This window comes from Streptomyces sp. NPDC059740, from assembly GCF_042733155.1.
Classification (GTDB): domain Bacteria; phylum Actinomycetota; class Actinomycetes; order Streptomycetales; family Streptomycetaceae; genus Streptomyces.
Genome location: NZ_JBHWGP010000009.1, coordinates 135,166 through 162,158, shown reverse-complemented (window position 1 = coordinate 162,158; position 26,993 = coordinate 135,166). Strand labels below are relative to the sequence as shown.

The following is a 26,993-nucleotide window of genomic DNA, read 5'->3' as shown; positions in this document are numbered from 1 at the left end:
TCCCGCTCGCCGTGCCGGTGTCAGTTGGGGTGCGTGGGTCGGCGGGTGAGCTCGGTGGCCGGCAGCGACGGGAGCTTACCGATCAGGGCCGTCTCCCGGCGCAGCGTCTTCAGCTCGTCCGCCAGCCGCGTGGCGGTGTCGGGGGCCTGGAGCAGCCGCTGCTTGGCCGGGACGTCGAGCACGGTGGCCGCCGCCACCAGGTAGGAGAGCACCGCGGGCTCGTCGGGCAGCTCCTGGCCGCTGCTCAGCGTCCGCTCGTTCGCCCAGGCCAGCCGCTGCTGGTAGGCGCGGAAGGCCCGCTCCACGCCGGCGGCCAGCGCCCCGGCCTCGTCGCCGTCCTCCTCGGCCAGCTCGGTGACCTCGCCCACCAGGTACGGGCCGGAGGCGTCCACCGAGTGCAGCCGGAAACGCGTGGTGCCGGTGGCCAGCACCTCGTAGCCGGGTGCGCCGTCGTCACCGGCCCCGGGCAGCTCCTCCTCGCCGGGCAGCGCGTCCGCCTCCGCCACCGACTCCGCGTCCTTGACCCGGATCGTCGCCGCGTCGGCCACACACCCCACCTGGTGGAAGGCGCGGATCGGCTCGGGTCCGAAACCGGCCGCCGGCCCCACCGCCTGCGCCACCGTCGTGTCCGGCATACCGGTCCCGGTGTGCGCCACCTCGCGGCCGTCGCGGATGGCCACCACCCCGAAGCGGCGCTCGTCCTCCGGCAGGTCGAGAAGATCGCGCATGAGCGCCCGGTACCGGGCCTCGAACACGTTCAGCGGAAGCACCAGCCCGGGGAAGAGCACCGAGTTCAGTGGGAAGAGTGGCAGGCGAACGGAGGTCACAGCCCGCAAGCCTAGAGGAGTGGCCGATCCGCCACACGATGCGGCGGCCCGCCGTCGGGGCGGGGCCCGGGCCGGGCGGACAGCGGAAACCCCGCCAGGAGGGTCCCTGAGGGGTCCTTGCCATATGCCCGCCCGGGTCGCGGACGGCTCATATGGCAAGGACCCCTAAGCCCGCCGCAGGAGGCGTGAGGCGCCCGCCGCGACCGTCGTCGCCAGTACCCAGCCTGTCATGATCAGCCCGGCGGCCAGCCACTGCGAGGTGCCCGTCGGCCGCCAGGCCGCGTCCTGGTGGAGGTCGATGACCGGGAGCAGCAGGTCGGCGCAGTACAGGTACGGGTTCCAGGCGGGCACCTCGTCCGGGTTGAGGGGCTGGGGCGGACGTACCGAGAAGTAGATGGTGGCCAGCGCCCACAGCACCGCCATCCACACCGCGGCCCGCCCGGGGCGGTAGCCGTAGGCCACCGTCACGTCCTGCAGCACCCCCCACGCCTTGCCGGCCAGCGGCAGCGTCTCCCGGCGGCGCCGCTGCTTGGCCAGCAGCACCTCCCGCGCCTCGGCGTCCTCACCGCTGCCGCGCAGCGCCGTCGCCAGCATCTCGTACGGTTCGGGCGCGTACTCCGGGGTAGCCGCCGCCACCCACTCCAGCCGGCGGGTCAGCGGGAAGTGGCCGCGCGGGATGAGGTTCTCGTAGGCGAACCCGGCCATCCACAGCCCGCCCAGGCCCGGCCAACTCGCCGCCTGGTCGACGAGGTTGACGACCTTGGCGCCGGAGAGGACGACCCGGCCCCGCTGCGGACGCTCGCACAGGAACCGCAGCTCGGGCGTCTGTATGCGCCGCAGCGACAGCTCCTGCTCGGACTCCATGACGAAGCGCGCCGCGTCGCAGTCCACCGCGTCGCCGAACCGCCCGTCGTCCAACCGCACCCCGCCCACGCACTCGAAGCGCCGCACCACGGTGCCGCGGGCGGGCGTGTGCGTGGCGGTGTAGGGCGGGGTGGCGCCCGCGCCGGTCGGCGGGGTGAGGCCCGCGGCGTCCAGGTAGAGGGTGCGCTCCACCGTCAGCTGCGGCGCGTTGAGGGCCCGGCGGCCGTGCGGGTTGTCCAGCCGGCTGCCGCGCAGGCTCAGCGACACCCCCACCGTCGCCCCCCGCAGCGACAGCTCACCGTGCGACTCCAGCAACTCCGCCTGGAGGTCCTGGGCGACCGTGAGGCCGTCGGCGGTCACCGAGCGGCCGCGGCGGTCCGCGTACACCACGCTCTCGCTCAGCAGCAGGTCGGTGCCGATGTGCGCGTCGGTCAGCCGTATCCCCGCACGCACCACGCAGCGCGGCAGGTGCAGGTCGCCCTCGGTGGTCAGCCGCGCCGCCTCCACCCGGGGCAGCGCGCACTCGACGATCCGCAGCGTGGTGAACCGGCTCTCCGGCAGCAGCAGTTCCCGCTCGAAGCGGCAGCCGCGCAGCTCCACGAACGGCTCGATGGTGCCGCCCGCCAGGTTCAGCGTGCCCGTGACGCGGGCGCCGGTGAGCTTGAGGGCGCTGACCCGGCCCGGTCGGGGCGGCGGCCCCTGGAGCAGAAGCAGCGCCAGCACCCGCGCCCGGACTGTCCGCTCTGGCCCCCACTCCACGCCCTCCTCGTGCGGGTCGTCGAGTTCGGGGTCGAAGGTGCGCAGGTCGCAGGTGCCGCCCTCGCGGAACGCCTGCCACAGGCTCCGCTCCGCCGGGCTCAGCTCCAGCCCGGCGGGCAGCTCTTCCGCCCCCTCGTCCCCGTCGTGTGTCTCCCGCGGCGTGATCACGCCGGCCCCCTCCTGTGCGTCGCCGGCCTTCGGCCGGATGCCGTGTCCCGTGGTCGCCCGCCTCCTTGAGTCCACCGGGCCGCGGGAGTCGCCCGTGGCGGTCCCGGCCGGTGGCCGTCCGTGTCCACACGGTCTCCCGTGGTCCCTTTCACCCCTCCCCTACCCGCCAGGGTGATTGTTCGAACACGCAGAGTGAGATCGACTCCGGAGTGTCACACGGTGTGTATCACCACCCGATACGCGCGCGTGAACGCATGGACCGGTCTGAGACACTGGAGAGGTGATCTCCCGAATCGATCTGCGCGGCGAGCCCCTCCCCGAAGGCGCCGCACTCCGCGACCTGCTGCCCCGAGCCGAGTTCGACGTGGAAGCCGCCCTGGACAAGGTGCGGCCCATCTGCGACGACGTGCGCCATCGCGGCACCGCGGCGCTGATCGAGTACGCGCGGCGGTTCGACGGGGTCGACATCGAGCGGGTCCGGGTCCCGCAGCAGGCGTTGACCGACGCCCTTGACACCCTCGACCCCCAGGTCAGGGCCGCGCTGGAGGAGTCGATCCGCCGCGCCCGGATCGTCCACCGCGAGCAGCGCCGCACCGACGTCACCACCAAGGTCGTCCCCGGCGGCACCGTCACCGAACGCTGGGTGCCCGTCGAACGCGTCGGCCTGTACGTGCCCGGCGGCCTCGCCGTCTACCCGTCCTCCGTGGTCATGAACGTCGTCCCCGCACAGGAGGCCGGCGTCGACGCGGTCGCCGTCACCTCCCCGCCGCAGGCCGGTTTCGGCGGTCTGCCGCACCCCACCATCCTCGCCGCCTGCGCCCTGCTCGGCGTCGACGAGGTGTACGCCGCCGGTGGCGCCCAGGCCATCGCGATGTTCGCCTACGGCACCGAGGAGTGCCGCCCGGTCAACCTCGTCACCGGCCCCGGCAACATCTACGTCGCCGCCGCCAAGCGCCACCTCAAGGGCCGCATCGGCATCGACGCGGAGGCCGGCCCCACCGAGATCGCCGTCCTCGCCGACGGCAGTGCCGACCCCGCCCACGTCGCCGCCGACCTCATCAGCCAGGCCGAGCACGACACGCTGGCCGCCGCCGTCCTGGTCACCGACTCCGAGGCGCTGGCCACCGCCGTCGAGGCCGAACTCGTCCCGCAGGTGAAGGCCACCAGGCACACCGAACGCATCACCGAGGCGCTCGGCGGCAGGCAGTCCGCGATCGTGCTGGTCGACGGGCTCGACGAGGGCCTCAAGGTCGTCGACGCGTACGGCGCCGAGCACCTGGAGATCCAGACCGCCGACGCCGCCGAGGTCGCCGCCCGCGTCCGCAACGCCGGCGCGATCTTCGTCGGCCCCTGGGCGCCGGTCTCCCTCGGCGACTACTGCGCCGGCTCCAACCACGTGCTGCCCACCGGCGGCTGCGCCTGCCACTCCTCGGGGCTGTCCGTCCAGTCCTTCCTGCGCGGCATCCACGTCGTGGACTACAGCCGTGACGCACTGGCCGAGGTCACCCACCACGTGGTCGCCCTCGCCGAGGCCGAGGACCTCCCGGCCCACGGCGCCGCACTCAAGGCGCGTTTTGCCGGAGGCGAACAAGACCGGCACAGTGACTGGAAGGTCCCCGGCGAGAAGTGAGCGAGAACAGCACCCGCATCGACGACCTGCCCATCCGCGAGGAGCTGCGCGGGAAGTCGCCCTACGGCGCCCCCCAGCTCGACGTGCCGGTACGGCTCAACACCAACGAGAACCCCTACCCGCTGCCCGAGGAACTCGTCGCCCGCATCGCCGAGCGCGTCACCGAGGCGGCCCGCGGCCTCAACCGCTACCCCGACCGGGACGCCGTCGAGCTGCGCAGCCGCCTCGCCGAGTACCTCAGCCGCACCGCAGGCCACCGGGTCAGCACCGAGCAGGTCTGGGCCGCCAACGGCTCCAACGAGGTCCTCCAGCAGCTCCTGCAGGCCTTCGGCGGGCCCGGACGCACCGCCCTCGGCTTCGAGCCCTCGTACTCCATGCACGCCCTCATCTCCCGCGGCACCGGAACCGCCTGGCTCAGCGGTCCCCGCAACGACGACTTCACCATCGACGTCGACGCGGCGGTCGCCGCCATCGCCGAGCACCGGCCCGACGTGGTCTTCGTCTGCTCGCCCAACAACCCCACCGGCACCGCCGTGGACGCCGAAACAGTCCTCGCGCTGCACGACGCCGCGCAGGCCGTCAAGCCCACCATGGTCGTCGTCGACGAGGCCTACGGCGAGTTCAGCCACCGGCCCTCGCTGCTGCCCCTGATCGAGGGCCGCCCCACGCTGGTGGTCTCCCGCACCATGTCCAAGGCGTTCGGCGCCGCCGGCCTGCGCCTGGGCTACCTCGCCGCCGACCCGGCCGTCGTCGACGCGGTCCAGCTGGTGCGGCTGCCCTACCACCTCTCGGCAGTCACCCAGGCCACCGCGCTCGCCGCCCTGGAGCACACCGACACCCTGCTGGGATACGTCGAGCAGCTCAAGGGCGAACGCGACCGACTGGTGGCCGAACTCACCGCGCTGGGCCTGGAGGTGACCCCCTCCGACGCCAACTTCGTCCAGTTCGGCGTCTTCGAGGACGCCCACGCCACCTGGCAGGCGGTACTCGACCGCGGGGTGCTCATCCGCGACAACGGCGTCCCCGGCCGGCTGCGCGTCAGCGTCGGCACCCCCGAGGAGAACGACGCGTTCCTGGACGCGGTACGCGCAGTGACGAAGGAGAACCAGCGATGACCCGCGCAGGCAGCGCCCCGACGCCCGCGACCGGCAACCGCGTCGGCCGGATCGAGCGCACCACCAAGGAGACCTCCGTGGTGGTCGAGATCGACCTCGACGGCACCGGGCAGGTGGACGTCGCCACCGGCGTCGGCTTCTACGACCACATGCTCGACCAGCTCGGCCGCCACGGCCTGTTCGACCTCACCGTCAAGACCGACGGCGACCTGCACATCGACACCCACCACACCATCGAGGACACCGCCCTCGCGCTCGGTGCCGCCTTCCGGCAGGCGCTCGGCGACAAGGTGGGCATCTACCGCTTCGGCAACTGCACCGTCCCGCTGGACGAGTCCCTCGCCCAGGTCACCGTCGACCTCTCCGGCCGCCCCTACCTGGTGCACACCGAGCCGGAGAACATCGCGCCGATGATCGGCACCTACGACACCACGATGACCCGGCACATCCTGGAGTCCTTCGTGGCCCAGGCACAGGTCGCCCTGCACGTCCACGTGCCCTACGGCCGCAACGCCCACCACATCGTCGAGTGCCAGTTCAAGGCCCTCGCCCGGGCCCTGCGCTACGCCAGCGAGCGCGACCCGCGGGCCGCCGGCATCCTGCCCTCCACCAAGGGCGCCCTGTGATCCCCGGCGCACCGCGCGCCACGAACCGAACGGAGCCGCCGCAGTGAACGGCCTGTCGACCGTCTTCATCCTCCTCGGCCTGTTCCTCGTCGGCGGCGTCGTCTCCTTCGTCCGGCAGGGCATGGGCAAGAGCGTCATCGTCCTGCTCGGCGTCGCCTCCGTGATGTGCCTGGTCGCCGGAGTGCTCCGACTCAACGTGTGGAACTGAGGTGAACCCGTGAGCCCCGCCAAGAAGGTCGTCGTCTTCGACTACGGCTTCGGCAACGTCCGCTCCGCCGAGCGCGCCCTGGCCGCGGCCGGCGCGGACGTCACCATCACCCGCGACTACGACGCCGCCATGAACGCCGACGGACTCCTCGTCCCCGGCGTCGGCGCGTTCGGCGCCTGCATGAGCGGTCTGCGCGAGGCCCGCGGCGACTGGGTCGTCGGGCGCCGCCTGGCCGGCGGCCGGCCCGTGATGGGCATCTGCGTCGGCATGCAGATCCTCTTCGCGCGCGGCATCGAGCACGGCGTGGAGAGCCACGGCCTGGACGAGTGGCCCGGAACCGTCGGCCCCCTCAAGGCCGACGTGGTGCCCCACATGGGCTGGAACACCGTCGAGGCGCCCGCCTCCTCCCGCCTCTTCGCCGGCCTCGACGCCGAGGAGCGCTACTACTTCGTCCACTCCTACGCGGTCCACGACTGGGAGCTGGAGAGCGGCAACCCCGCCCTGCGCAGCCCCCAGGTCACCTGGGCCACCCACGGCGAACGCTTCGTCGCCGCCGTCGAGAACGGCCCGCTGTGGGCCACCCAGTTCCACCCGGAGAAGTCCGGCGACGCCGGCGCCGCCCTGCTGCGCAACTGGATCGACACCCTGTAGGCCCGCCGGGCGCCCACCGCGGTGCCCGGCAGACCACGTCCCCGCCCCTCCAGCCGCCCGAAGGTTGACCGACACACCGATGACCAGCAACCGCCTCGAACTGCTCCCCGCCGTCGACGTCCGCGACGGCCAGGCCGTACGTCTCGTCCACGGCGAGTCCGGATCCGAGACCTCCTACGGCGACCCGCTGGAGGCCGCCCTCGCCTGGCAGCGCGCCGGCGCCGAGTGGCTCCACCTCGTCGACCTCGACGCCGCCTTCGGCACCGGCGACAACCGCGAGCGGATCGCCGAGGTCGCCCGCACCATGGACATCAAGGTCGAGCTGTCCGGCGGCATCCGCGACGACGCCTCGCTGGCCGCCGCCCTCGCCACCGGCTGCACCCGCGTCAACCTGGGCACCGCCGCCCTGGAGTCCCCCGAATGGGTGGCGAAGATCATCGCCGAGCACGGTGACAAGATTGCCGTCGGCCTCGACGTGCGCGGCACCACCCTGCGCGGCCGCGGCTGGACCCGCGACGGCGGCGACCTGTACGAGACCCTCGCCCGCCTCGACTCCGAGGGCTGCGCCCGCTACGTCGTCACCGACATCAACAAGGACGGCACCCTCCAGGGCCCCAACCTGGAACTGCTGCGCGGCGTCTGCAAGGCCACCGACAAGCCCGTCGTCGCCTCCGGCGGCGTCTCCTCCCTGGAGGACCTGCGGGCCCTGGCCACCCTCGTGCCCGAAGGTGTGGAGGGCGCCATCGTCGGCAAGGCTCTCTACGCCAAGGCGTTCACCCTGGAAGAAGCGTTGGAGGCTGTGAAGTCATGACCGTGGAGCGCGTGAGGGCAGGCAGTGGCTGGGCAGAGACCATCGGCTCCTCGCGCGCGGTCGCGGCCGGCGACCGGGTCCTGGTCGCCGGCACCATGCCGCTCGTGGAGGGCGTCCTCTACGGCGAGGGCGACCCCTACGAGCAGACGAAGGTCGCCTTCACCAGCGCCCTCGCCGCCCTCGAACCCTTCGGCCTCGACGCCTCCGCGGTCATCCGCACCCGGATGTACCTCACCCATGTGAGGGATGTCGACGCGGCCGGCCGGGCACACCGCGAACTCTTCGGCGAGGTGGGCCCCGCCGCCACCCTGGTGGTGGTCTCCGGCTTCGTCGACTCCCGCGTCCTGGTCGAGGTCGAACTCGAAGCCCACCGCGGCGAGCACTGAGCCCGCCCACCACCACCGAAACCGGAGCCGAAGCACCCATGACCCTCGCGGTCCGAGTCATCCCCTGCCTGGACGTGGACAACGGCCGGGTCGTCAAGGGCGTCAACTTCCAGAACCTCCGCGACGCCGGTGACCCGGTGGAGATGGCCCGCCTCTACGGGCAGGAGGGTGCCGACGAGCTGACCTTCCTCGACATCACCGCCTCCTCCGGCAACCGCGAGACCACCTACGACGTGGTGCGCCGCACCGCCGAGCAGGTCTTCATCCCGCTCACCGTCGGCGGCGGCGTCCGCACCCCCGACGACGTCGACAAGCTGCTGCGGGCCGGCGCGGACAAGGTGGGCGTCAACACCGCGGCCATCGCCAACCCCGACGTCATCCGGGAGATCGCCGAGCGGTTCGGCCGGCAGGTCCTGGTGCTCTCCGTCGACGCCCGCCGCACCGACGCCGGCACACCCTCCGGGTTCGAGGTCACCACCCACGGCGGCCGGCGCGGCACCGGCATCGACGCCGTCGAGTGGGCGCACCGCGCCGCCGAACTGGGCGCCGGCGAGATCCTGCTGAACTCCATGGACGCCGACGGCACCAAGGACGGCTACGACACCGAGATGATCGCCGCGGTCCGCCGCCACGTCACCGTCCCGGTCATCGCCTCCGGCGGCGCCGGCCGGCTGGCGGACTTCGCGCCCGCCGTCGGCGCGGGCGCCGACGCGGTGCTCGCCGCCTCCGTCTTCCACTTCGGCGACCTGCGCATCGGCGAGGTCAAGGGCGCCCTGCGGGAGGCCGGCCACCCGGTGCGCTGAGGCACCGACCGCACCGGTCACGGAGGCGGCGCACCGCCTCCGTGACCGGCCCGCCCCGCCGGCTCAGACCCCCAGTTCGGCCTCCAGGAGCCGGCCCACGGCCTCCTTGTCCCCGTCGAGCTGCACGTCGGCCGCGCCCTGCCGGCCGAAGGCGAACAGGGTCAGCTCGGCCGGCTCCCCGGTGACCGTCACCACCGGCGTACCCCGGTTGGCGACCGCCGTCTGCCCGTTGGGCCGGCGCAGCACCAGCCCCACCGGCGCCTTGCGGCCCAGCAGCCGGCCCATGCGCTCCAGCCGCCGCCACAGCGCGTCCGAGAGCACCGGGTCGGGCTCCCGCGGCTCCCAGCGCTCACCGGCCCGCCGCACGTCCTCACCGTGGACGAAGAACTCCACCGTGTTCGACGCCTCGTCCACCTGCTTCAGCGAGAACGGCGACATCCGCGGCGGTCCGGCCCGGAACATCCGCACCAGCTCGCCGTAGGGCTTCGCGGTGAACTCCGCCTGCACCCGCTCCAGCCGCGGCGCCAGCGGCTTGACGAACATCCCGCCGGCCGCGTCCAGCCGGCGCTCCCGCACCACCAGGTGGGCGGCGAGGTCCCGGGTGGTCCAGTCCGCGCAGAGCGTGGGGGCGTCGGGTCCGGCGCCCTCCAACAGATCGGCCAGCAGGGTTCGTTCACGTTTGGCATGGGTCGTCATACGCCCAGCGTATGCCCGCAGGAGGCCGGGAGGTGGGGAGCGGCCCACCCGTTCGCCCACCCCGCACGACCCGGCCCCCGCAGCCGCCGGGGGGCGGCCCCGACCGCGGTCCGCCGGGGCCGCCCGACCCTCAGTGCCGCAGCAGGTACAGCACGACGGTGACGACCACCGCCGCGACGAAGACGACCGCCAGCACGACGGTGGCGATCCGCGCGTGGCGGTCCAGGTCCGGGGGCGGCGGCAGCAGGTTCACAGCAGCAGCATGCCGCACGGCACAATGGACGGCATGAGCAGCAGCGCCGCCCCGGCCCCCGCGACCCCCGGCACCACCTCCCTGGACCCGGCCGTCGCCGCCCGTCTGAGCAGGAACGCCGACGGGCTCCTCCCAGCCGTCGCCCAGCAGTACGACACCGGCGAGGTGCTCATGATGGGCTGGATGGACGACGAGGCACTGCACCGCACCCTGACCACCGGCAGGTGCACCTACTGGTCCCGCAGCCGCAAGGAGTACTGGGTCAAGGGCGACACCTCCGGCCACGTCCAGCACGTGAAGTCCGTGGCGCTGGACTGCGACGGCGACACCCTGCTGGTCCGCGTCGACCAGGTCGGCGCGGCCTGCCACACCGGCGAGCGGACCTGCTTCGACGCCGACGTGCTGCTGGCGGAGGCGGATGCACCCGGGCCGGCACAGGGTCGGTAGCATCCCTCGGCATGACCGGAACCACTGGAACCGCCACCCCCGACCTCGAGCAGTTCCGCACGCTCGCCAAGGACCGCCGGGTCGTCCCGGTCACCCGCCGGCTGCTCGCCGACGGCGACACCCCCATCGGCCTGTACCGCAAGCTCGCCGGTGAACGCCCCGGCACCTTCCTGCTGGAGTCGGCGGAGGCCGGCAGCTGGTCGCGCTACTCCTTCGTCGGCGTCCGCAGCTCGGCCACCCTCACCGTCCGCGACGGCCAGGCCCACTGGCTCGGCACGCCCCCGGTCGGCGTCCCCACCGACGGTGACCCGCTCCAGGCGCTGCGAGCCACCGTGGAGACCCTCCACACCCCGCGCGACCTGCTGGAGGGCCAGGGCCTGCCGCCCTTCACCGGCGGCATGGTCGGCTACCTCGGCTACGACATCGTGCGCCGCCTGGAGAAGGTCGGCGACCACACCGGCGACGACCTCGGGCTGCCCGAGCTGACCATGCTGCTCACCTCTGACCTGGCCGTCCTGGACCACTGGAGCGGCACGGTCCTGCTCATCGCCAACGCCATCAACCACAACGACCTGGACACCGGCGTCGACGAGGCCTACGCCGACGCGGTGGCCCGGCTCGACGCCATGGCCGAGGACCTCACCCGGCCCACCCCGGCCGGCGCCACCTCGCTGCCCGCCTCCGAACTGCCGCAGTTCACCGCCCGCTGGGGGAGCGAGGGGTACCGGGCCGCCGTCGAGCAGGTCAAGGAGCACATCCGGGCCGGCGACGCCTTCCAGGTCGTCCCCTCGCAGCGGTTCGAGACGCCCTGCGAGGCGAGCGCACTCGACGTCTACCGGGTGCTGCGCACCACCAACCCCAGCCCTTACATGTACCTCTTCCGCTTCGAGGACGGCGTGGACGTCGTCGGCTCCAGCCCCGAGGCGCTGGTGAAGGCGGAGAACGGCGAGGCGCTGCTGCACCCCATCGCCGGCACCCGTCCCCGCGGCGCCACACCGCAGGCCGACCAGGCGCTGGCCGAGGAACTGCTCGGCGACCCCAAGGAGCGGGCCGAGCACCTGATGCTGGTCGACCTCGGCCGCAACGACCTGGGGCGGGTCTGCGAGCCGGGCAGCGTCGAGGTCGTCGACTTCATGTCGATCGAGCGCTACAGCCACGTCATGCACATCGTCTCCACCGTCACCGGCCGCATCGCCCCGGGACGGACCGCCTTCGACGTGCTCACCGCCTGCTTCCCCGCCGGCACCCTCTCCGGGGCGCCCAAGCCCCGCGCGCTCCAGCTCATCGAGGAGCTCGAACCCACCCGCCGCGGCCTGTACGGCGGCTGCGTCGGCTACCTCGACTTCGCCGGCGACCTCGACACCGCCATCGCCATCCGCACCGCCCTGCTGCGCGAGGGCACCGCCTACGTGCAGGCCGGCGCGGGCGTCGTCGCGGACTCCGACCCGGTGGCCGAGGACACCGAGTGCCGCAACAAGGCCGCCGCCGTGCTGCGCGCCGTCCACACCGCCAACCGCCTCGGCCAGGGCTGAGGCGGGGCCCCACCGGTCCGCGGACGGCCGACGGCAAGCTCCGCCGGCCGGTGGGGGATAGTGGTAGGCGTGAGTGCCGCACCCCAGCCCCGTACCAGCCCCGAGACCGACGCAGCCCCCGACGGCCCCGGTGACGCCCCCCGGGCCGCACCGCAGGCCCCGGCCACGCCCTCCGCCCGCCGCTCCCGTGCCGCCGGACGCAGCCTGGCCGTGGCGCTGCTGCTCGGTGCCGCCGGCGCCGCGCTGGCCCTGGTGGCCTCCGGCCGCGTCTGGGCCAAGGCCACCGCCGTCGTCGCGCAGGGCACCCTGCCGCAGACCGCCGACGGCGCCGACGTGACGGGGGTGCCCGGCGCCCTCGCGGTGGTGGGCCTGGCCGCCCTGGTGGCGGTCTTCGCCGTCCGCCGCGTGGGGCGCGTCGTCGTCGCGGCGCTCCTCGCGCTCAGCGGCGCCGGTGTCGTGGCCACCGCGGCCCGCGGCGCCTTCGACGTCTCCGCGCTGCGCGCCAAGGCGGCCACCGCCACCGGCATCACCGGCGCCGCCGTCCACCACGTCACCCACACGCCCTGGCCGTGGGTCGCCGCGCTCGGTGGTCTCCTGCTGCTCGGCGCGGGCCTGCTCGCCCTCGGCTACGGCCGCCGCTGGCCCGCCATGTCCGGACGGTACGAGCGCGCCGGCGCCGCCCCCCGCCCGGCCCGGCCCGCCGCGTCCTCGGGCCCCGAGAGGCCCGAGGACCTCTGGAAGTCGCTGGACCGGGGCGAGGACCCCACCCGGTAGCGGACGGACCCGGCACGTCGGCGACAATGGAGACGAGCGATCACGGCGCCCTGGGGGCGCGAGAAGAGCAACGAGGAGCACTCATGTCGAGCAGTGGCCACGGACACACCCCCGCCGCGTGGACCGGCGTCATCATTTCGTTCATCGGCTTCTGCGTCGCCGGTGTCTGCACGGTGCTGGCCGTCGTGCCCGGGTTCTGGGCCGGACTGGCGATCGTCGCGGTCGGTGCCGTCGTCGGCGGTGCCATGAAGATGGCGGGCCTGGGCCAGAAGCACGAGCTCCCCTCCGCCGAGGTGGCGCAGCGGGCCCGCCAGGCCCAGCCGCAGCGAGGCTGAGAGCCGCCTCCCTCCCGTCGTGACCGTGCGGGCGGGCCCGCGCGCCGGACGGCGTGAGCGCCGCCCGGACACCGGGGAAGCGGCCCCGGGCCCGCCCGTCGCTCACCGGCCCCCGCAGGCCCGCCGGGCCCGGGGCCGCCGCCCGCCCGCGCGCCGCCCGCCCGCGGCGGGACCGACTCGGACGGCCGTCATGGGGCTGCGCGCCCTCGTGCGCCGGCGGACGCTGGCCACTGTGAGCCGCCAGCAGCCCCGCATCACCCGTCCGGGCGAGTCCCCGCCGGGCTTCCCGCCACCGGCGCCCCCTCGGCCGGGTGGCCCGCCCCCCGGCCGTCCCGCCCCCTCCCCGGCCCCCCGCAGCCGCGCGCGCCGGCTGGCCGCCCCACTCGGCGCCCTCGCCGCCGCCGCGGTACCCCTCGCCTGGGTCGGCGTCGTCGACCCGCACGTCCCGGGCCGCTACCCGCCGTGCCTCCTGCTGCGCCTGACCGGCCTGTACTGTCCCGGCTGCGGCGGCCTGCGCGCCACCCACGACCTGCTGCACGGCCACCTCACCGGCGCGCTCCGCGACAACGCCCCCGCCGTCGCCCTCTACGCCCTCCTCGCGGTGGGCTGGGCGGTGTGGACGGCCGCAGCCGCCGCGGGCGCCGGGCGGGTACTGCCGCCGCGGCTGCGGCCCCGCCCCGTGCACGCCTGGGTGCTCGGTGTGCTGCTGCTGGTCTTCTCGGTCCTGCGCAACCTGCCCGCCGGGTCCTTCCTGCGGCCCTGAGCCACCGTCCGCCGGCAGGCACGCCCGGCGCACCCGGCGCGTGGCGCGAAACGCCCCGCACGGGCCGCCGCACCGGTCGCCGGGCGGTTGTCACGCAGCCCGCGTCCACGCAGGTCGGCGCGGTGGGACCCACCGGATGCACGGCACCGGCCGCCGGGCGGATACCATCGGAAAGAAGCCCGTCCAAGCGTCCGGCCCGCCCCGGTCCGGACGCCCCGCAGTCGCAGAAGGAGGCCGCTCGGTGAGTGTGCTCGACGAGATCATCGACGGAGTCCGCGCCGACCTCGCCGAGCGACAGCAGCGGGTGAGCCTGGAGGACCTCAAGGAGCGCGTCCGCATCGCGCCGCCGGCCAAGGACGGCCTCGCGGCCCTCAAGGGCGACGACATCCGCGTCATCTGCGAGGTGAAGCGCTCCAGCCCCTCCAAGGGCGCGCTGGCGGCCATCGCCGACCCCGCGGGGCTCGCCGCCGACTACGAGGCCGGGGGCGCCGCCGTCATCTCCGTCCTCACCGAGCAGCGCCGTTTCGGCGGCTCCCTCGCCGACCTGGAGGCCGTGCGGGCCCGCGTGGACATCCCGGTGCTGCGCAAGGACTTCATCGTCACCGCCTACCAGCTCTGGGAGGCCCGCGCCCACGGCGCCGACCTGGTGCTGCTGATCGTCGCGGCGCTGGAGCAGGAGGCGCTGGTCTCGCTGATCGAGCGCGCCGAGTCGCTCGGCCTGACGCCGCTGGTCGAGGCGCACGACGAGGACGAGGTCGCCCGCGCCGTCGACGCCGGGGCGAAGATCGTCGGCGTCAACGCCCGGAACCTCAAGACCCTTGAGGTGGACCGCGGCACCTTCACCCGGGTGGCGCCCGAGATCCCCGACCACATCGTCAAGGTCGCCGAGTCCGGTGTCCGCGGCCCCCACGACCTCATCGCCTACGCCCACGACGGCGCCGACGCCGTCCTCGTCGGCGAGTCGCTGGTCACCGGCAAGGACCCCAGGACCGCCGTCGCCGACCTGGTCGCCGCCGGCTCCCACCCCGCGATCCGCCCGTGACCGCGACGCCGACCGCCCGCGCCCACCGGACGAGCCCCCGCTCGCGCCGGTGCGTGGCGCGCCCGGCGGTCGGCGTGGCCCGCGACCCGCACGGTGCCCTCGGTCGCGGCTGCCGCCCCCGGGGCTGCCGCGCCCCCGCCCGCCGCATACACGGCCGCCGCGTGCGCTACCACATCGGCAACGAGCCCGGGCAGATCAACGGTCGCCGATGGCGCGGCCGCGGCGCCGCCCCCCGGACCGGCCGCACCGCCGGCTGACGTCCACCGGACGTTCCCGCCGCCGGCCACGGCCCGTCCCGCCCGCCGCCAGGCACCCCCGCACCGCACCCACCCGGTCCTCCCGGGCCCGGGTGCGCCAGGAGCACGCCGCGGCTCGCACGACGGCCGGCGCCGCCGCACAGCAGGCCCCCTCGCAGCCACCGGCAGCCCGCCGGCGGAGCGCCGCGGCCGGGCCGCCACGACCCTGCTTCCCGACATCGACATCCCGGGACGCCGCACGTCCCGAACGAGGAGCCAACACCGATGCCCTCCGAGTACTTCCTCCCCGACCCCGCGGGGCAGACCCCCGACGCGCGGGGGTACTTCGGCGCGTTCGGCGGCAAGTTCATCCCCGAGGCGCTGGTCGCCGCGGTGGACGAGGTCGCCGTCGAGTACGAGAAGGCCAAGGCCGACCCGGCCTTCGCCGCCGAGCTGGACGACCTCATGGTCCACTACACCGGTCGTCCCAGCCCGCTGACCGAGGTGCCGCGGTTCGCCGAACACGCCGGCAGCGCGCGGGTCTTCCTCAAGCGCGAGGACCTCAACCACACCGGGTCCCACAAGATCAACAACGTGCTGGGGCAGGCGCTGCTGACCCGGCGCATGGGCAAGACCCGGGTCATCGCCGAGACCGGCGCCGGGCAGCACGGCGTGGCCACCGCCACCGCCTGCGCCCTCTTCGGCCTGGAGTGCACCATCTACATGGGCGAGATCGACACCGAGCGCCAGGCGCTCAACGTCGCCCGGATGCGGATGCTCGGCGCCGAGGTCATCGCGGTCAAGTCCGGCAGCCGCACCCTGAAGGACGCCATCAACGAGGCGTTCCGCGACTGGGTCGCCAACGTCGACCACACCCACTACCTCTTCGGCACCGTCGCCGGCCCGCACCCCTTCCCGCTGCTGGTCCGCGACTTCCACCGGGTCATCGGTGTGGAGGCCCGCCGCCAGATCCTGGAGCGCGCCGGCCGCCTCCCGGACGCCGCACTGGCCTGCGTCGGCGGCGGCTCCAACGCCATCGGGCTCTTCCACGCCTTCCTCGACGACGCCGACGTGCGGCTCGTCGGCTGCGAGCCCGCCGGCCACGGCGTGGAGACCGGCGAGCACGCCGCGACCCTCAGCCACGGCACCCCCGGCATCCTGCACGGCTCCCGCTCCTACGTCCTGCAGGACGAGGACGGCCAGATCACCGAGCCCTACTCCATCTCCGCCGGCCTGGACTACCCGGGCATCGGACCGGAGCACGCCCACCTCAAGGACTCCGGCCGCGGCGAGTACCGCGCGGTCACCGACGACGAGGCGATGCAGGCGCTGCGGCTGCTGTCCCAGACCGAGGGCATCATCCCCGCCATCGAGAGCGCCCACGCCCTGGCCGGCGCCCTGACCGTGGGGCGCGAACTCGGTCCGGAGGGCGTCCTCCTGGTCAACCTCTCCGGCCGCGGCGACAAGGACATGGACACCGCCGCCCGCTACTTCGGCCTCTACGACGGCCGGGGCGACCACCACACCGAGAACGGCGACGCAGCCGAGGGGGAGCAGCGATGAACAGCGCGACCGTGGAGAACGCGGCCCGGACCACCGGCAACCTCGCCGGCCTGCGCAGTGTCCTGGCCGAGGCGAAGGCCGAGGGGCGGTCCGCCCTCGTCGGCTACCTCCCCGCCGGGTTCCCGACCGTCGAGGCGGGCGTCCGGGCGGCCACCGCCATGATCGAGGGCGGCTGCGACATCGTCGAGATCGGCCTGCCGCACAGCGACCCCGTCATGGACGGCCCGGTCATCCAGACCGCCGACACCATCGCCCTGCGCGGCGGCGTCCGCATCTCCGACGTCATCGCCACCGTCGGCGAGGTCCACGCCGCCACCGGTGCGCCGGTGCTCTGCATGACCTACTGGAACCCCGTCGACCGCTACGGCCAGGAGCGGTTCGCCGCGGACCTCGCCGCGGTCGGCGGCGCCGGGTGCATCCTGCCCGACCTGCCGGTCGAGGAGTCCGCCACCTGGCGCGCCGCCGCCGAGAAGCACGACCTGGCGACCGTCTTCGTCGTGGCGCCCAGCAGCCGCGACGAGCGGTTGGCGACGATCACCGCCGCCGGCTCCGGCTTCGTCTACGCCGCCTCCATCATGGGCGTCACCGGCACCCGCCAGTCGGTGGGCGAGGGCGCCCGCGGCCTGGTGGAGCGCACCCGCGCCACCACCGACCTGCCGGTCTGCGTCGGGCTCGGGGTCTCCAGCGGCGCGCAGGCCGCGGACGTCGCCTCCTTCGCCGACGGCGTGATCGTCGGCTCCGCCTTCGTCAAGCGGCTGCTGGACGCCGGCGACGACCTGGCCGGCGGCCTGGCCGGGGTCCGCGAACTCGCCGGTGAGCTGGCGGCCGGAGTGCGCGGCCGCCGCTGAGGCGCGACGTCCGAGGGCCGGGCCGGTGACCGCTCGCCGGCCCGGCCCTCCGCGTCCGCGGTCCGGCCCGCTGCCCGCCGTCGGTCCCCCGTCCGGGCGAACTTGGCGGGCCGGGGGGTGCGCAGGGGCCGCGGGCTCTCGTTGGTCAGGCTTGTGAGCGAGAACAAGCACAACGAGAAGTCCAGCGCCCGGCAGCGGCTCCAGGAGCAGCGTGAGAAGGAGAAGGCGCGCGCCCGCCGCGGGCGGCAGCTGAAGGTGGCGGGAGCGGTCGTCGCGGTGCTGGCGATCGCCGGCGGCATCGCCGCGTGGTCGGCCTCCCGCGGCGGCAACGGCGAAGGCGGCGACTTCGCCATGGCCAAGGGCACCAGCGACGGCGACAAGCCCGCGGTCCCGGTGGGCCAGGCCCAGGCCCCCGCCACCCTCCAGGTCTGGGAGGACTTCCGGTGCCCGGCGTGCCGGCAGTTCGAGGTCCAGTTCCGCGACGTCGTCCACGAACTGGTCGACTCCGGGCAGCTGCGCGTCGACTACCACCTCGCGACGATCATCGACAACAACACCTCCGGCACCGGCTCCCTCAACGCCGGCAACGCGGCCCTGTGCGCCCAGGACCAGGGGAGGTTCCGCGACTACCACGACGTGCTGTACGCCAACCAGCCCGACGAACGCCAGGACACGTTCGCCGACAAGAAGTACCTGGTCAAGCTCGCGGGGAAGGTGCCGGGGCTGGGCACCGGGCGCTTCCGGAACTGCGTGGAGCACGGCACCTACAACGCCTTCGTCACCAAGTCGGCGAAGGCGTTCAGCTCCTCCGGCTTCTCCGGGACGCCGACCATCCTGCTCAACGGCAAGAACCTCTTCGAGGACCAGTCGGCGCAGATCACTCCGCAGAAGTTCAAGGAGATGGTCCTGGCGGCGGCCAAGGGCTCGGCTCCCTCCACGGGCGCCTCGCCCACCGCCACCCCGCCCTCCGGCTCCCCCTCCTGACAGCCGCCCGGTCACCAGGCCGGCCGTGACCTCCGGGCAGTGGGGGACACGGCCGGTCACCGCCCGTTTACCATTCCGTTGCCTGCGGGGTTTCCGCGGTCGCGGGCGGGCGCGGTAGCGTCGGACCCGCCATGGACCTCGCATACATTCCCAGCCCCTCGACGGGCGTCGTGCATCTCGGCCCGATCCCGCTGCGCGGCTACGCCTTCTGCATCATCATCGGCGTCTTCCTCGCCGTCTGGCTCGGCAACCGGCGTTGGCAGCGGCGCGGCGGCCTGCCGGGCACGGTCACCGACATCGCGGTCTGGGCGGTGCCCTTCGGACTGGTCGGCGGACGGCTCTACCACGTCATCACCACCTACCAGCCGTACTTCGGCGAGGGCGGCCACCCGCTGGACGCCTTCAAGGTGTGGAACGGTGGACTCGGCATCTGGGGGGCCGTGGCGCTGGGCGCCGTGGGCGCCTGGATCGGCTGCCGGCGCCGCGGCATCCCGCTGCCCGCCTACGCCGACGCGGTGGCGCCGGGCCTCGCCCTGGCACAGGCCGTCGGGCGCTGGGGCAACTGGTTCAACCAGGAGCTCTACGGCAAGCCGACCACCGTGCCGTGGGCGCTGAAGATCGACTCGGACCCGGCCATCGGCCGGGTGGGCGGCTTCTACCACCCCACCTTCCTCTACGAGTGCCTGTGGTGCATCGGAGTGGCGCTGCTGGTCCTCTGGGCCGACCGGCGGTTCCGCCTCGGGCACGGCCGGGTCTTCGCCCTCTACGTCGCCGCCTACTGCGTCGGCCGGGCCTGGATCGAGTACATGCGCGTCGACGAGGCCAACCACATCCTCGGCCTGCGCCTGAACGACTGGACCGCGCTGGTCGTCTTCCTGCTGGCCGTGGCGTACATCGTGGTCAGCTCCCGCCGGCGGCCCGGCCGCGAGGAGGTCGTCGAACCCGCCGCGCAGGCCGGCCGGACGGGGACGGGGCCGGGCACCGGCGCCGGCAAGGAGACCGGGGCGGACGCCGAGGGCGGTGAGGACGCCGAGGGCGGTTCCGGCGAGGAGGGCACCGGCTCCGCAGGCGGGGCCCCGCAGGCCCGGCGACCGGAGGACGGGCCCACCGCGGAGAAGTCCGCCAAGGGCCCGGAGCGGGCCACGCAGGAGACCTGAGACCGCGAGCGCCACCGGCGCCGCGCGTCGTGAGGGGCCGCCACTCCCGTCGGGGAGCGGCGGCCCCTCCGTCATGCCCGCCCCGTCCCCACTCCACCGCCCGCAGCTGGGACCGCAGGCCCCTTGGAGCTCCCTGGTTTTCGGTAAAACCGCAGGTCAGCGAAGTAAGTTCGGCCTTCCTTGCTGGCGCGGCCCGGGCTGATCCGCCTACCGTCGAACCCACGCAGAGGCAGGCGCCACCCGGGCCCACGCCTCGCGACCCTCGAGGCAGGTCCGTCACGATGTCCGTCATACCAGCCACCGGGACGATCGGCACCGGCGCGCCCACCCCCGCCACCCCGGGCGACGGGTCGAACGCCGCCGCCCCCCACGACCTCTCCACCCACCGCGACAACCACACCCACCGCGACGTCAACGGCGGCTGGCTGCGCCCCGCGGTCTTCGGCGCCATGGACGGCCTGGTCTCCAACCTGGCGCTGATCACCGGTGTGGCCGGCGGCTCGGTGGCACCGCACACCATCGTCATCACGGGCCTCGCGGGACTGGCGGCCGGCGCCTTCTCCATGGCGGCCGGCGAGTACACCTCGGTGGCCTCGCAGGCCGAGCTGGTCCAGGCCGAGCTGGACGTGGAGCGCCGCGAGCTGCGCAGCCACCCGCAGGACGAGCTCGACGAACTCGCGGCCCGCTACGTCTCACGGGGCGTGGACCCCGACCTCGCCCACCAGGTGGCCGCCCAGCTCTCGGCCGAACCGGAACGGGCGCTGGAGGTGCACGCCCGTGAGGAGCTGGGCGTCGACCCCACCGACCTGCCCTCGCCGCTGGTCGCCGCCGTCTCCTCGTTCGGCTCCTTCGCACTGGGCGCGCTGCTGCCGGTGCTGCCGTTCCTGCTGGGGGCCGCCGCCCTGTGGCCGGCAGTGCTGCTGGCGCTGGTGGGGCTGTTCGGGTGCGGGGCGATCGTGGCCCGGGTGACGGCCCGGAGCTGGTGGTTCAGCGGACTGCGGCAGCTCACCCTGGGGGGTGCGGCAGCCGGTGTGACCTACGCCCTGGGCGCCCTGTTCGGTACGGCCGTAAGCTAGCAGGGCTATGCAAAGTATGCGGCCTCCCGCATAATTAAAGTGTTACTTCTCGGTTTCGTCACAGCCGACCACGGGCATAAGGCCCTGGCCCCTGCCAGCAACGAGGCTCGCGGGGCGCAACCACGCCGGTGCCGTGGGTGTCGGCCGACAGGCGACCCCGCCCGGATCACGCCGATCTGACGGTCTGTCTGTCCGCATCCTGGAAGGCCCTTTCCGGTTTTCGAGAAGGCCTTCATCCTGTAACCTGCTCGAAAATTTTGCGGAGGGCCAGCGTCGTCCCTCGGCACGCCACATGCCACGACGACGTTGGGAGAGCCGATGCGTTCCGCGTCCACGCACTCCGCGATCACCGGCGCCAGCGCCGCCTGGTCGCCCATGGACGGGCGCCCCGCCCAGCAGGGGATGTACGACCCGCGCAACGAGCACGACGCCTGCGGTGTCGGCTTCGTCGCCACCCTGACGGGCGAGGCGAGCCACGCGCTGGTCGACCAGGCCCTCACCGTCCTGCGCAACCTCGAGCACCGCGGCGCCACCGGCGCCGAGGCCGACTCCGGAGACGGCGCGGGCATCCTCGTCCAGGTGCCGGACGCCTTCCTGCGCGAGAACGTCACCTTCGAGCTCCCCGAGGCCGGCGCCTACGCCGTCGGCATCGCCTTCCTCCCGGCCGAGGCCCAGGAGGCCTCCGAGGCCGTCGCCCGCATCGAGGCCATCGCCGCCGAGGAGGGCCTGACCGTCCTCGGCTGGCGCGTCGTGCCCGTCGCGCCGCAGATGCTCGGCAACGGCGCCCGCGCCACCATGCCGGCCTTCTCCCAGCTCTTCGTCGCCGACCGCGACGGCGCGGCCACCGGCATCGCCCTGGACCGCAAGGCCTTCTGCCTGCGCAAGCGCGCCGAGCGCGAGGCCGGGACCTACTTCCCCTCGCTCTCCGCGCGCACCCTCGTCTACAAGGGCATGCTCACCACCGGACAGCTCGAGCCGTTCTTCCCCGACCTGTCCGACCGCCGCTTCGCCACCGCCATCGCGCTGGTCCACTCGCGGTTCTCCACCAACACCTTCCCCTCCTGGCCGCTGGCGCACCCCTACCGCTTCGTCGCCCACAACGGCGAGATCAACACGGTGCAGGGCAACCGCAACTGGATGCGCGCCCGCGAGTCGCAGCTGCGCTCGGCGCTCTTCGCCGGCCCCGACGGCGGCGACAGCCTGGAGCGGCTCTTCCCCCTGTGCACCCCGGACGCCTCCGACTCCGCCACCTTCGACGAGGTCCTGGAACTCCTCCACCTCGGCGGGCGCTCGCTGCCGCACTCGGTGCTGATGATGGTCCCCGAGGCGTGGGAGAACAGCCCCGCCATGGACCCGGCCCGCCGCGCCTTCTACCAGTACCACTCCACGATGATGGAGCCCTGGGACGGCCCGGCCTGCGTCACCTTCACCGACGGCACCCAGGTCGGCGCCGTCCTGGACCGCAACGGCCTGCGCCCCGGCCGCTACTGGGTCACCGACGACGGCCTCGTCGTCCTCTCCTCCGAGGTCGGCGTGCTCGACATCGACCCCTCCCGGGTCGTCCGCAAGGGCCGCCTCCAGCCCGGCCGCATGTTCCTGGTCGACACCGCCGAGCGCCGCATCGTCGAGGACGACGAGATCAAGGCCGGCCTCGCCGCCGAACACCCCTACCAGCAGTGGCTGGACGAGGGGCTCATCGAGCTGCCCGAGCTGCCCGAGCGCGAGCACGTGGTCCACACCCACGCCTCCGTCACCCGCCGCCAGCAGACCTTCGGCTACACCGAGGAGGAGCTGCGCGTCCTGCTGGCCCCGATGGCCAAGGCCGGCGCCGAGCCGATCGGCTCGATGGGCACCGACTCGCCGATCGCCGCGCTCTCCGACCGGCCCCGGCTGCTCTTCGACTACTTCACGCAGCTCTTCGCGCAGGTCACCAACCCGCCGCTGGACGCCATCCGCGAGGAGCTGGTCACCTCCCTGATCTCCTCGCTCGGCCCGCAGGGCAACATCCTGGCGCCCACCGCGGAGTCCTGCCGCAGCGTCACCCTGCCCTTCCCCGTCATCGACAACGACGAGCTGGCCAAGCTCATCCACGTCAACGCCGACGGCGACATGCCCGACATGCGCGCGGTCACCCTCTCCGGGCTCTACCGCGTCTCCGGCGGCGGCGAGGCGCTCGCCGCCCGCATCGCCGAGATCTGCTCCGAGGCCGAGTCCGCGATCGCCGACGGCGCCAGCCTCATCGTGCTCTCCGACCGGCACTCCGACGCCGAGCACGCCCCGATCCCGTCGCTGCTGCTCACCTCCGCCGTCCACCACCACCTCATCCGCACCAAGCAGCGCACCCAGGCGGGCCTGCTGGTGGAGGCCGGTGACGTCCGCGAGGTCCACCACGTCGCGCTGCTCATCGGCTTCGGCGCCGCCGCCGTCAACCCCTACCTGGCGATGGAGTCGGTCGAGGACCTGGTCCGCGAGGGCACCTTCCTGCCCGGCGTCGACGTCGAGCAGGCCCAGCGCAACCTCATCAAGGCGCTCGGCAAGGGCGTCCTGAAGGTCATGTCCAAGATGGGCATCTCCACCGTCGCCTCCTACCGCGGCGCCCAGGTCTTCGAGGCCGTCGGCCTGGACCAGGCGCTGGTGGACACCTACTTCCACGGCACCACCACCAAGATCGGCGGCGCCGGCCTCGACGTCATCGCCGAGGAGGTGGCCCGCCGCCACGCCAAGGCCTACCCGGCCACCGGCATCAGCGCCAGCCACCGCCGCCTGGACATCGGCGGCGAGTACCAGTGGCGCCGCGAGGGCGAGCCGCACCTCTTCGACCCCGAGACGGTCTTCCGCCTCCAGCACTCCACCCGCTCCGGCCGCTACGACGTCTTCAAGCAGTACACGGCCCGGATCAACGAGCAGTCCGAGCGCCTGATGACGCTCCGCGGCCTGTTCGGCTTCAGGAGCGAGCGGCCCTCGGTCCCGCTGGACGAGGTCGAGCCGGTCAGCGAGATCGTCAAGCGGTTCTCCACCGGAGCCATGTCCTACGGCTCCATCTCCCGCGAGGCCCACGAGACCCTCGCCATCGCCATGAACCAGCTCGGCGCCAAGTCCAACACCGGCGAGGGTGGCGAGGACCCCGAGCGCCTCTACGACCCGGCGCGCCGCTCGGCCATCAAGCAGGTCGCCTCCGGCCGCTTCGGCGTCACCAGCGAGTACCTCGTCAACTCCGACGACATCCAGATCAAGATGGCCCAGGGCGCCAAGCCCGGCGAGGGCGGCCAGCTGCCCGGCCACAAGGTCTACCCCTGGGTCGCCCGCACCCGGCACTCCACCCCGGGCGTCGGCCTGATCTCGCCGCCGCCGCACCACGACATCTACTCCATCGAGGACCTCGCCCAGCTCATCCACGACCTGAAGAACGCCAACCCCCGGGCCCGCATCCACGTGAAGCTGGTCTCCGAGGTCGGCGTCGGCACGGTCGCGGCGGGCGTCTCCAAGGCCCACGCGGACGTCGTCCTGGTCTCCGGCCACGACGGCGGCACCGGCGCCTCCCCGCTGACCTCCCTCAAGCACGCGGGCGGACCCTGGGAGCTGGGCCTGGCCGAGACGCAGCAGACGCTGCTCCTCAACGGCCTGCGCGACCGCATCGTCGTGCAGACCGACGGCCAGCTCAAGACCGGCCGCGACGTCGTCATCGCCGCCCTCCTCGGCGCCGAGGAGTACGGCTTCGCCACCGCCCCGCTGGTCGTCTCCGGCTGCGTCATGATGCGCGTCTGCCACCTCGACACCTGCCCGGTCGGCATCGCCACCCAGAACCCGACGCTGCGCGAGCGCTTCAGCGGCAAGCCCGAGTTCATCGTCAACTTCTTCCAGTACATCGCCGAGGAGGTCCGCGAGCTCCTCGCCGAGCTGGGCTTCCGCTCCCTGGACGAGGCGGTCGGCCACGCCGAACTCCTCGACACCCAGCGCGCGGTGGACCACTGGAAGGCCCAGGGACTCGACCTCGCCCCGCTGCTGCACGTCCCGGACCTGCCCGAGGGTGCGGTGCGCCACCAGGTCGTCCCGCAGGACCACAGCCTGGAGAAGGCGCTGGACAACCAGCTCATCAAGCTGGCCGCCGACGCCCTGAACGCCGAGAGCGCCGAGGCCGCCCAGCCGGTGCGCGCCCAGGTCGCCATCCGCAACGTCAACCGCACCGTCGGCACCATGCTGGGCCACGAGGTGACCAAGCGGTTCGGCGGCGCGGGACTGCCCGACGACACCGTCGACATCACCTTCACCGGTTCCGCGGGCCAGTCCTTCGGCGCCTTCGTGCCCCGCGGCATCACGCTGCGGCTGGAGGGCGACGCCAACGACTACGTCGGCAAGGGCCTCTCCGGAGGCCGGATCGTGGTCCGCCCCGACCGCGCCGCCGACCACCTCGCCGAGTACTCCGTCATCGCCGGCAACACCCTCGCCTACGGCGCCACCGGCGGCGAGATGTTCCTGCGCGGCAAGGTCGGTGAGCGGTTCTGCGTCCGCAACTCCGGCGCGCTGGTCGTCTCCGAGGGCGTCGGCGACCACGGCTGCGAGTACATGACCGGTGGCACCGCCGTCGTCCTCGGCGAGACCGGCCGCAACTTCGCCGCCGGCATGTCCGGTGGCACCGCCTACGTCATCGACCTCGACCCCGCCCGCGTCAACCCCGAGCTGAGCAGCGCGGTCACCCCGGTCGGCGACGAGGACTCCCAGTGGCTGCACGACGTCGTGCGCCGCCACCACGAGGAGACCGGCTCGACCGTCGCGCAGCGGCTGCTCGCCGACTGGGACGCGGCCCTGCCCCGGTTCAGCAAGGTGCTCCCCGCCACGTACAAGGCAGTGCTCGCCGCCAAGGACGCCGCCGAGCAGGCCGGACTCTCCGAGTCCGAGACCCACGAGAAGATGATGGAGGCGGCGACCAATGGCTGACCCCAAGGGCTTTCTGACCACTGACCGCGAGGTCGCCAAGACCCGCCCCGTCCAGGAGCGCGTCAGGGACTGGAACGAGGTCTACGTCCCCGGCTCGCTGCTGCCGATCGTGAGCAAGCAGGCCGGCCGCTGCATGGACTGCGGCATCCCCTTCTGCCACAACGGCTGTCCGCTGGGCAACCTCATCCCCGAGTGGAACGACTACGCCTACCGGGAGGACTGGGCCGCGGCCATCGAGCGGCTCCACGCCACCAACAACTTCCCGGAGTTCACCGGCCGCCTGTGCCCGGCGCCCTGCGAGTCGGCCTGCGTCCTGGGCATCAACCAGCCGCCGGTGACCATCAAGAACGTCGAGGTCTCCATCATCGACAAGGCGTGGGACAACGGCGACGTGACCCCGCAGCCGCCCGAGCGCCTGTCCGGCAAGACCGTCGCCGTCATCGGCTCCGGTCCCGCCGGCCTCGCCGCCGCCCAGCAGCTCACCCGCGCCGGCCACACCGTGGCGGTGTACGAGCGCGCCGACCGCATCGGCGGCCTGCTGCGCTACGGCATCCCCGAGTTCAAGATGGAGAAGCGCCACATCAACCGCCGCATCGAGCAGATGCGCGCGGAGGGCACCAAGTTCCGCACCGAGACGGAGATCGGCCGCGACATCGACGCCGCCAAGCTCCGCAAGCGCTACGACGCCGTCGTCATCGCCGCGGGCGCCACCACCAGCCGCGACCTGAAGGTGCCCGGGCGCGAGCTGAACGGCATCCACTTCGCGATGGAGTACCTGCCGCCGTCCAACAAGGTGCAGGAGGGCGACTACGTCACCTCCCCGATCACCGCGGAGGGCAAGCACGTCGTCGTCATCGGCGGCGGCGACACCGGCGCGGACTGCGTGGGCACCGCCCACCGCCAGGGCGCCAAGTCCGTCACCCAGCTGGAGATCATGGGCAAGCCGGGGGAGGAGCGCGCCGCCCACCAGCCCTGGCCGACCTTCCCCATGCTCTACAAGGTGACCTCCGCGCACGAGGAGGGCGGCGAGCGGCTCTACTCCGTCTCCACCACCCACTTCGAGGGCGACGAGGACGGCAACGTCCAGTGGCTGCACCTGACCGAGGTCGACTTCGTCGACGGCAAGATCGTGCAGCGCGAGGGCAGCGAGCGGAAGATCCCCGCCCAACTCGTCACCCTGGCCATGGGCTTCACCGGCACCGACCAGGAGAACGGCCTCGTCGAGCAGTTCGGCCTGGAGCTCGACGCCCGCGGCAACATCGCCCGCGACGAGCACTTCGCGACCAACGTCCCCGGCGTGTTCGTCGCCGGTGACGCCGGCCGCGGCCAGTCCCTCATCGTCTGGGCCATCGCCGAGGGCCGCTCCGCGGCCAAGGCCGTGGACGCCCACCTGACCGGCACGCGCAGCACCCTGCACGCGCCGATCCGGCCCACCGACCGGGCCCTGGCCGTCTAGCCACCCGCACCGGGCCCGCGCCGCCGACACGGCCTCGCGCGGGCCCGC

The 26,993-nt window shown here is 73.6% G+C and carries 26 protein-coding genes; 22 read left to right on the top strand and 4 right to left on the bottom strand.

Features of this window, described 5'->3' with window-relative positions; all coding sequences use genetic code 11:
- Positions 1-20: 20 nt before the first annotated feature.
- The gene (locus ACFV3R_RS14200; RefSeq protein WP_385580933.1) at positions 21-827 is read right to left on the bottom strand and encodes an LON peptidase substrate-binding domain-containing protein; all 807 of its coding nucleotides are present in this window, start codon (positions 825-827) and stop codon (positions 21-23) included.
- A 165-nt stretch (positions 828-992) separates the two neighbouring features.
- Positions 993-2,615, bottom strand: coding sequence for an oxidoreductase (locus ACFV3R_RS14195; protein WP_385581130.1), 1,623 nt, complete (start codon positions 2,613-2,615; stop codon positions 993-995).
- Positions 2,616-2,898: 283 nt separating this feature from the next.
- Here ACFV3R_RS14195 and hisD point away from each other — a divergent pair, with 283 nt between their 5' ends.
- The 8 genes from hisD (at position 2,899) to hisF (ending at position 8,848) form a co-directional block, all read left to right on the top strand.
- Entirely contained in the window at positions 2,899-4,248 is a 1,350-nt protein-coding gene (gene hisD, locus ACFV3R_RS14190) for a histidinol dehydrogenase (protein ID WP_385580930.1), read from the top strand.
- Positions 4,245-5,363, top strand: coding sequence for a histidinol-phosphate transaminase (locus ACFV3R_RS14185; RefSeq protein WP_385580927.1), 1,119 nt, complete (start codon positions 4,245-4,247; stop codon positions 5,361-5,363). Before hisD ends, ACFV3R_RS14185 begins: the two co-directional genes overlap by 4 nt.
- Positions 5,360-5,989, top strand: a complete 630-nt coding sequence (gene hisB, locus ACFV3R_RS14180) for an imidazoleglycerol-phosphate dehydratase HisB (RefSeq protein ID WP_385580924.1) — start codon at positions 5,360-5,362, stop codon at positions 5,987-5,989. Before ACFV3R_RS14185 ends, hisB begins: the two co-directional genes overlap by 4 nt.
- A gap of 43 nt (positions 5,990-6,032) precedes the next feature.
- Positions 6,033-6,197 (top strand): hypothetical protein, encoded by a 165-nt coding sequence (locus ACFV3R_RS14175; protein WP_385580921.1) that lies wholly within the window; start codon positions 6,033-6,035, stop codon positions 6,195-6,197.
- 9 nt (positions 6,198-6,206) lie between these two features.
- Entirely contained in the window at positions 6,207-6,848 is a 642-nt protein-coding gene (gene hisH / locus ACFV3R_RS14170; protein WP_385580917.1) for an imidazole glycerol phosphate synthase subunit HisH, read from the top strand.
- A gap of 79 nt (positions 6,849-6,927) precedes the next feature.
- Positions 6,928-7,659: a bifunctional 1-(5-phosphoribosyl)-5-((5-phosphoribosylamino)methylideneamino)imidazole-4-carboxamide isomerase/phosphoribosylanthranilate isomerase PriA gene (priA, locus tag ACFV3R_RS14165; protein WP_385580913.1), complete on the top strand. Its 732-nt coding sequence runs from the start codon at positions 6,928-6,930 to the stop codon at positions 7,657-7,659.
- Positions 7,656-8,045 (top strand): Rid family hydrolase, encoded by a 390-nt coding sequence (locus tag ACFV3R_RS14160; protein ID WP_385580911.1) that lies wholly within the window; start codon positions 7,656-7,658, stop codon positions 8,043-8,045. The genes priA and ACFV3R_RS14160 overlap by 4 nt, the downstream gene beginning before the upstream one ends.
- Positions 8,046-8,083: 38 nt before the next feature.
- The gene (hisF, locus tag ACFV3R_RS14155; RefSeq protein ID WP_385580909.1) at positions 8,084-8,848 is read left to right on the top strand and encodes an imidazole glycerol phosphate synthase subunit HisF; all 765 of its coding nucleotides are present in this window, start codon (positions 8,084-8,086) and stop codon (positions 8,846-8,848) included.
- A 63-nt stretch (positions 8,849-8,911) separates the two neighbouring features.
- Here the strand turns inward: hisF and ACFV3R_RS14150 are convergent, their stop codons facing one another.
- Both ACFV3R_RS14150 and ACFV3R_RS14145 read right to left on the bottom strand, forming a co-directional pair.
- Positions 8,912-9,544, bottom strand: a complete 633-nt coding sequence (locus ACFV3R_RS14150; RefSeq protein WP_385580906.1) for a TIGR03085 family metal-binding protein — start codon at positions 9,542-9,544, stop codon at positions 8,912-8,914.
- Between the two features lie 130 nt (positions 9,545-9,674).
- The gene (locus ACFV3R_RS14145; protein WP_385580904.1) at positions 9,675-9,797 is read right to left on the bottom strand and encodes a hypothetical protein; all 123 of its coding nucleotides are present in this window, start codon (positions 9,795-9,797) and stop codon (positions 9,675-9,677) included.
- 24 nt (positions 9,798-9,821) lie between these two features.
- Here ACFV3R_RS14145 and hisI point away from each other — a divergent pair, with 24 nt between their 5' ends.
- From hisI to ACFV3R_RS14075, 14 genes are all read left to right on the top strand, one after another.
- Positions 9,822-10,244, top strand: coding sequence for a phosphoribosyl-AMP cyclohydrolase (gene hisI, locus ACFV3R_RS14140; RefSeq protein ID WP_385581126.1), 423 nt, complete (start codon positions 9,822-9,824; stop codon positions 10,242-10,244).
- Positions 10,245-10,255: 11 nt separating this feature from the next.
- Positions 10,256-11,776 (top strand): anthranilate synthase component I, encoded by a 1,521-nt coding sequence (locus tag ACFV3R_RS14135; protein ID WP_385580901.1) that lies wholly within the window; start codon positions 10,256-10,258, stop codon positions 11,774-11,776.
- A 69-nt stretch (positions 11,777-11,845) separates the two neighbouring features.
- Entirely contained in the window at positions 11,846-12,550 is a 705-nt protein-coding gene (locus ACFV3R_RS14130) for a TIGR02234 family membrane protein (protein WP_385580898.1), read from the top strand.
- An 83-nt stretch (positions 12,551-12,633) separates the two neighbouring features.
- The gene (locus ACFV3R_RS14125) at positions 12,634-12,885 is read left to right on the top strand and encodes an HGxxPAAW family protein (protein ID WP_385580895.1); all 252 of its coding nucleotides are present in this window, start codon (positions 12,634-12,636) and stop codon (positions 12,883-12,885) included.
- A gap of 232 nt (positions 12,886-13,117) precedes the next feature.
- The gene (locus ACFV3R_RS14120) at positions 13,118-13,648 is read left to right on the top strand and encodes a DUF2752 domain-containing protein (RefSeq protein WP_385580892.1); all 531 of its coding nucleotides are present in this window, start codon (positions 13,118-13,120) and stop codon (positions 13,646-13,648) included.
- A 241-nt stretch (positions 13,649-13,889) separates the two neighbouring features.
- The gene (gene trpC / locus ACFV3R_RS14115; protein ID WP_385580888.1) at positions 13,890-14,690 is read left to right on the top strand and encodes an indole-3-glycerol phosphate synthase TrpC; all 801 of its coding nucleotides are present in this window, start codon (positions 13,890-13,892) and stop codon (positions 14,688-14,690) included.
- Positions 14,687-14,947, top strand: a complete 261-nt coding sequence (gene trpM / locus ACFV3R_RS14110) for a tryptophan biosynthesis modulator TrpM (RefSeq protein ID WP_385580886.1) — start codon at positions 14,687-14,689, stop codon at positions 14,945-14,947. The genes trpC and trpM overlap by 4 nt, the downstream gene beginning before the upstream one ends.
- Positions 14,948-15,211: 264 nt before the next feature.
- The gene (gene trpB / locus ACFV3R_RS14105; protein ID WP_385580883.1) at positions 15,212-16,489 is read left to right on the top strand and encodes a tryptophan synthase subunit beta; all 1,278 of its coding nucleotides are present in this window, start codon (positions 15,212-15,214) and stop codon (positions 16,487-16,489) included.
- Positions 16,486-17,337, top strand: a complete 852-nt coding sequence (gene trpA, locus ACFV3R_RS14100; RefSeq protein WP_385580880.1) for a tryptophan synthase subunit alpha — start codon at positions 16,486-16,488, stop codon at positions 17,335-17,337. The genes trpB and trpA overlap by 4 nt, the downstream gene beginning before the upstream one ends.
- A 153-nt stretch (positions 17,338-17,490) precedes the next feature.
- Entirely contained in the window at positions 17,491-18,321 is an 831-nt protein-coding gene (locus ACFV3R_RS14095) for a DsbA family protein (protein ID WP_385580877.1), read from the top strand.
- Between the two features lie 131 nt (positions 18,322-18,452).
- Complete coding sequence (lgt, locus tag ACFV3R_RS14090; RefSeq protein WP_385580874.1) at positions 18,453-19,478, top strand: prolipoprotein diacylglyceryl transferase; 1,026 nt, start codon at positions 18,453-18,455, stop codon at positions 19,476-19,478.
- 281 nt (positions 19,479-19,759) lie between these two features.
- Positions 19,760-20,554, top strand: a complete 795-nt coding sequence (locus ACFV3R_RS14085) for a VIT1/CCC1 transporter family protein (RefSeq protein WP_385580871.1) — start codon at positions 19,760-19,762, stop codon at positions 20,552-20,554.
- Positions 20,555-20,872: 318 nt separating this feature from the next.
- Entirely contained in the window at positions 20,873-25,489 is a 4,617-nt protein-coding gene (gene gltB / locus ACFV3R_RS14080) for a glutamate synthase large subunit (protein ID WP_385580868.1), read from the top strand.
- Positions 25,482-26,945, top strand: a complete 1,464-nt coding sequence (locus tag ACFV3R_RS14075; protein ID WP_385580860.1) for a glutamate synthase subunit beta — start codon at positions 25,482-25,484, stop codon at positions 26,943-26,945. Before gltB ends, ACFV3R_RS14075 begins: the two co-directional genes overlap by 8 nt.
- Positions 26,946-26,993 lie beyond the last annotated feature (48 nt).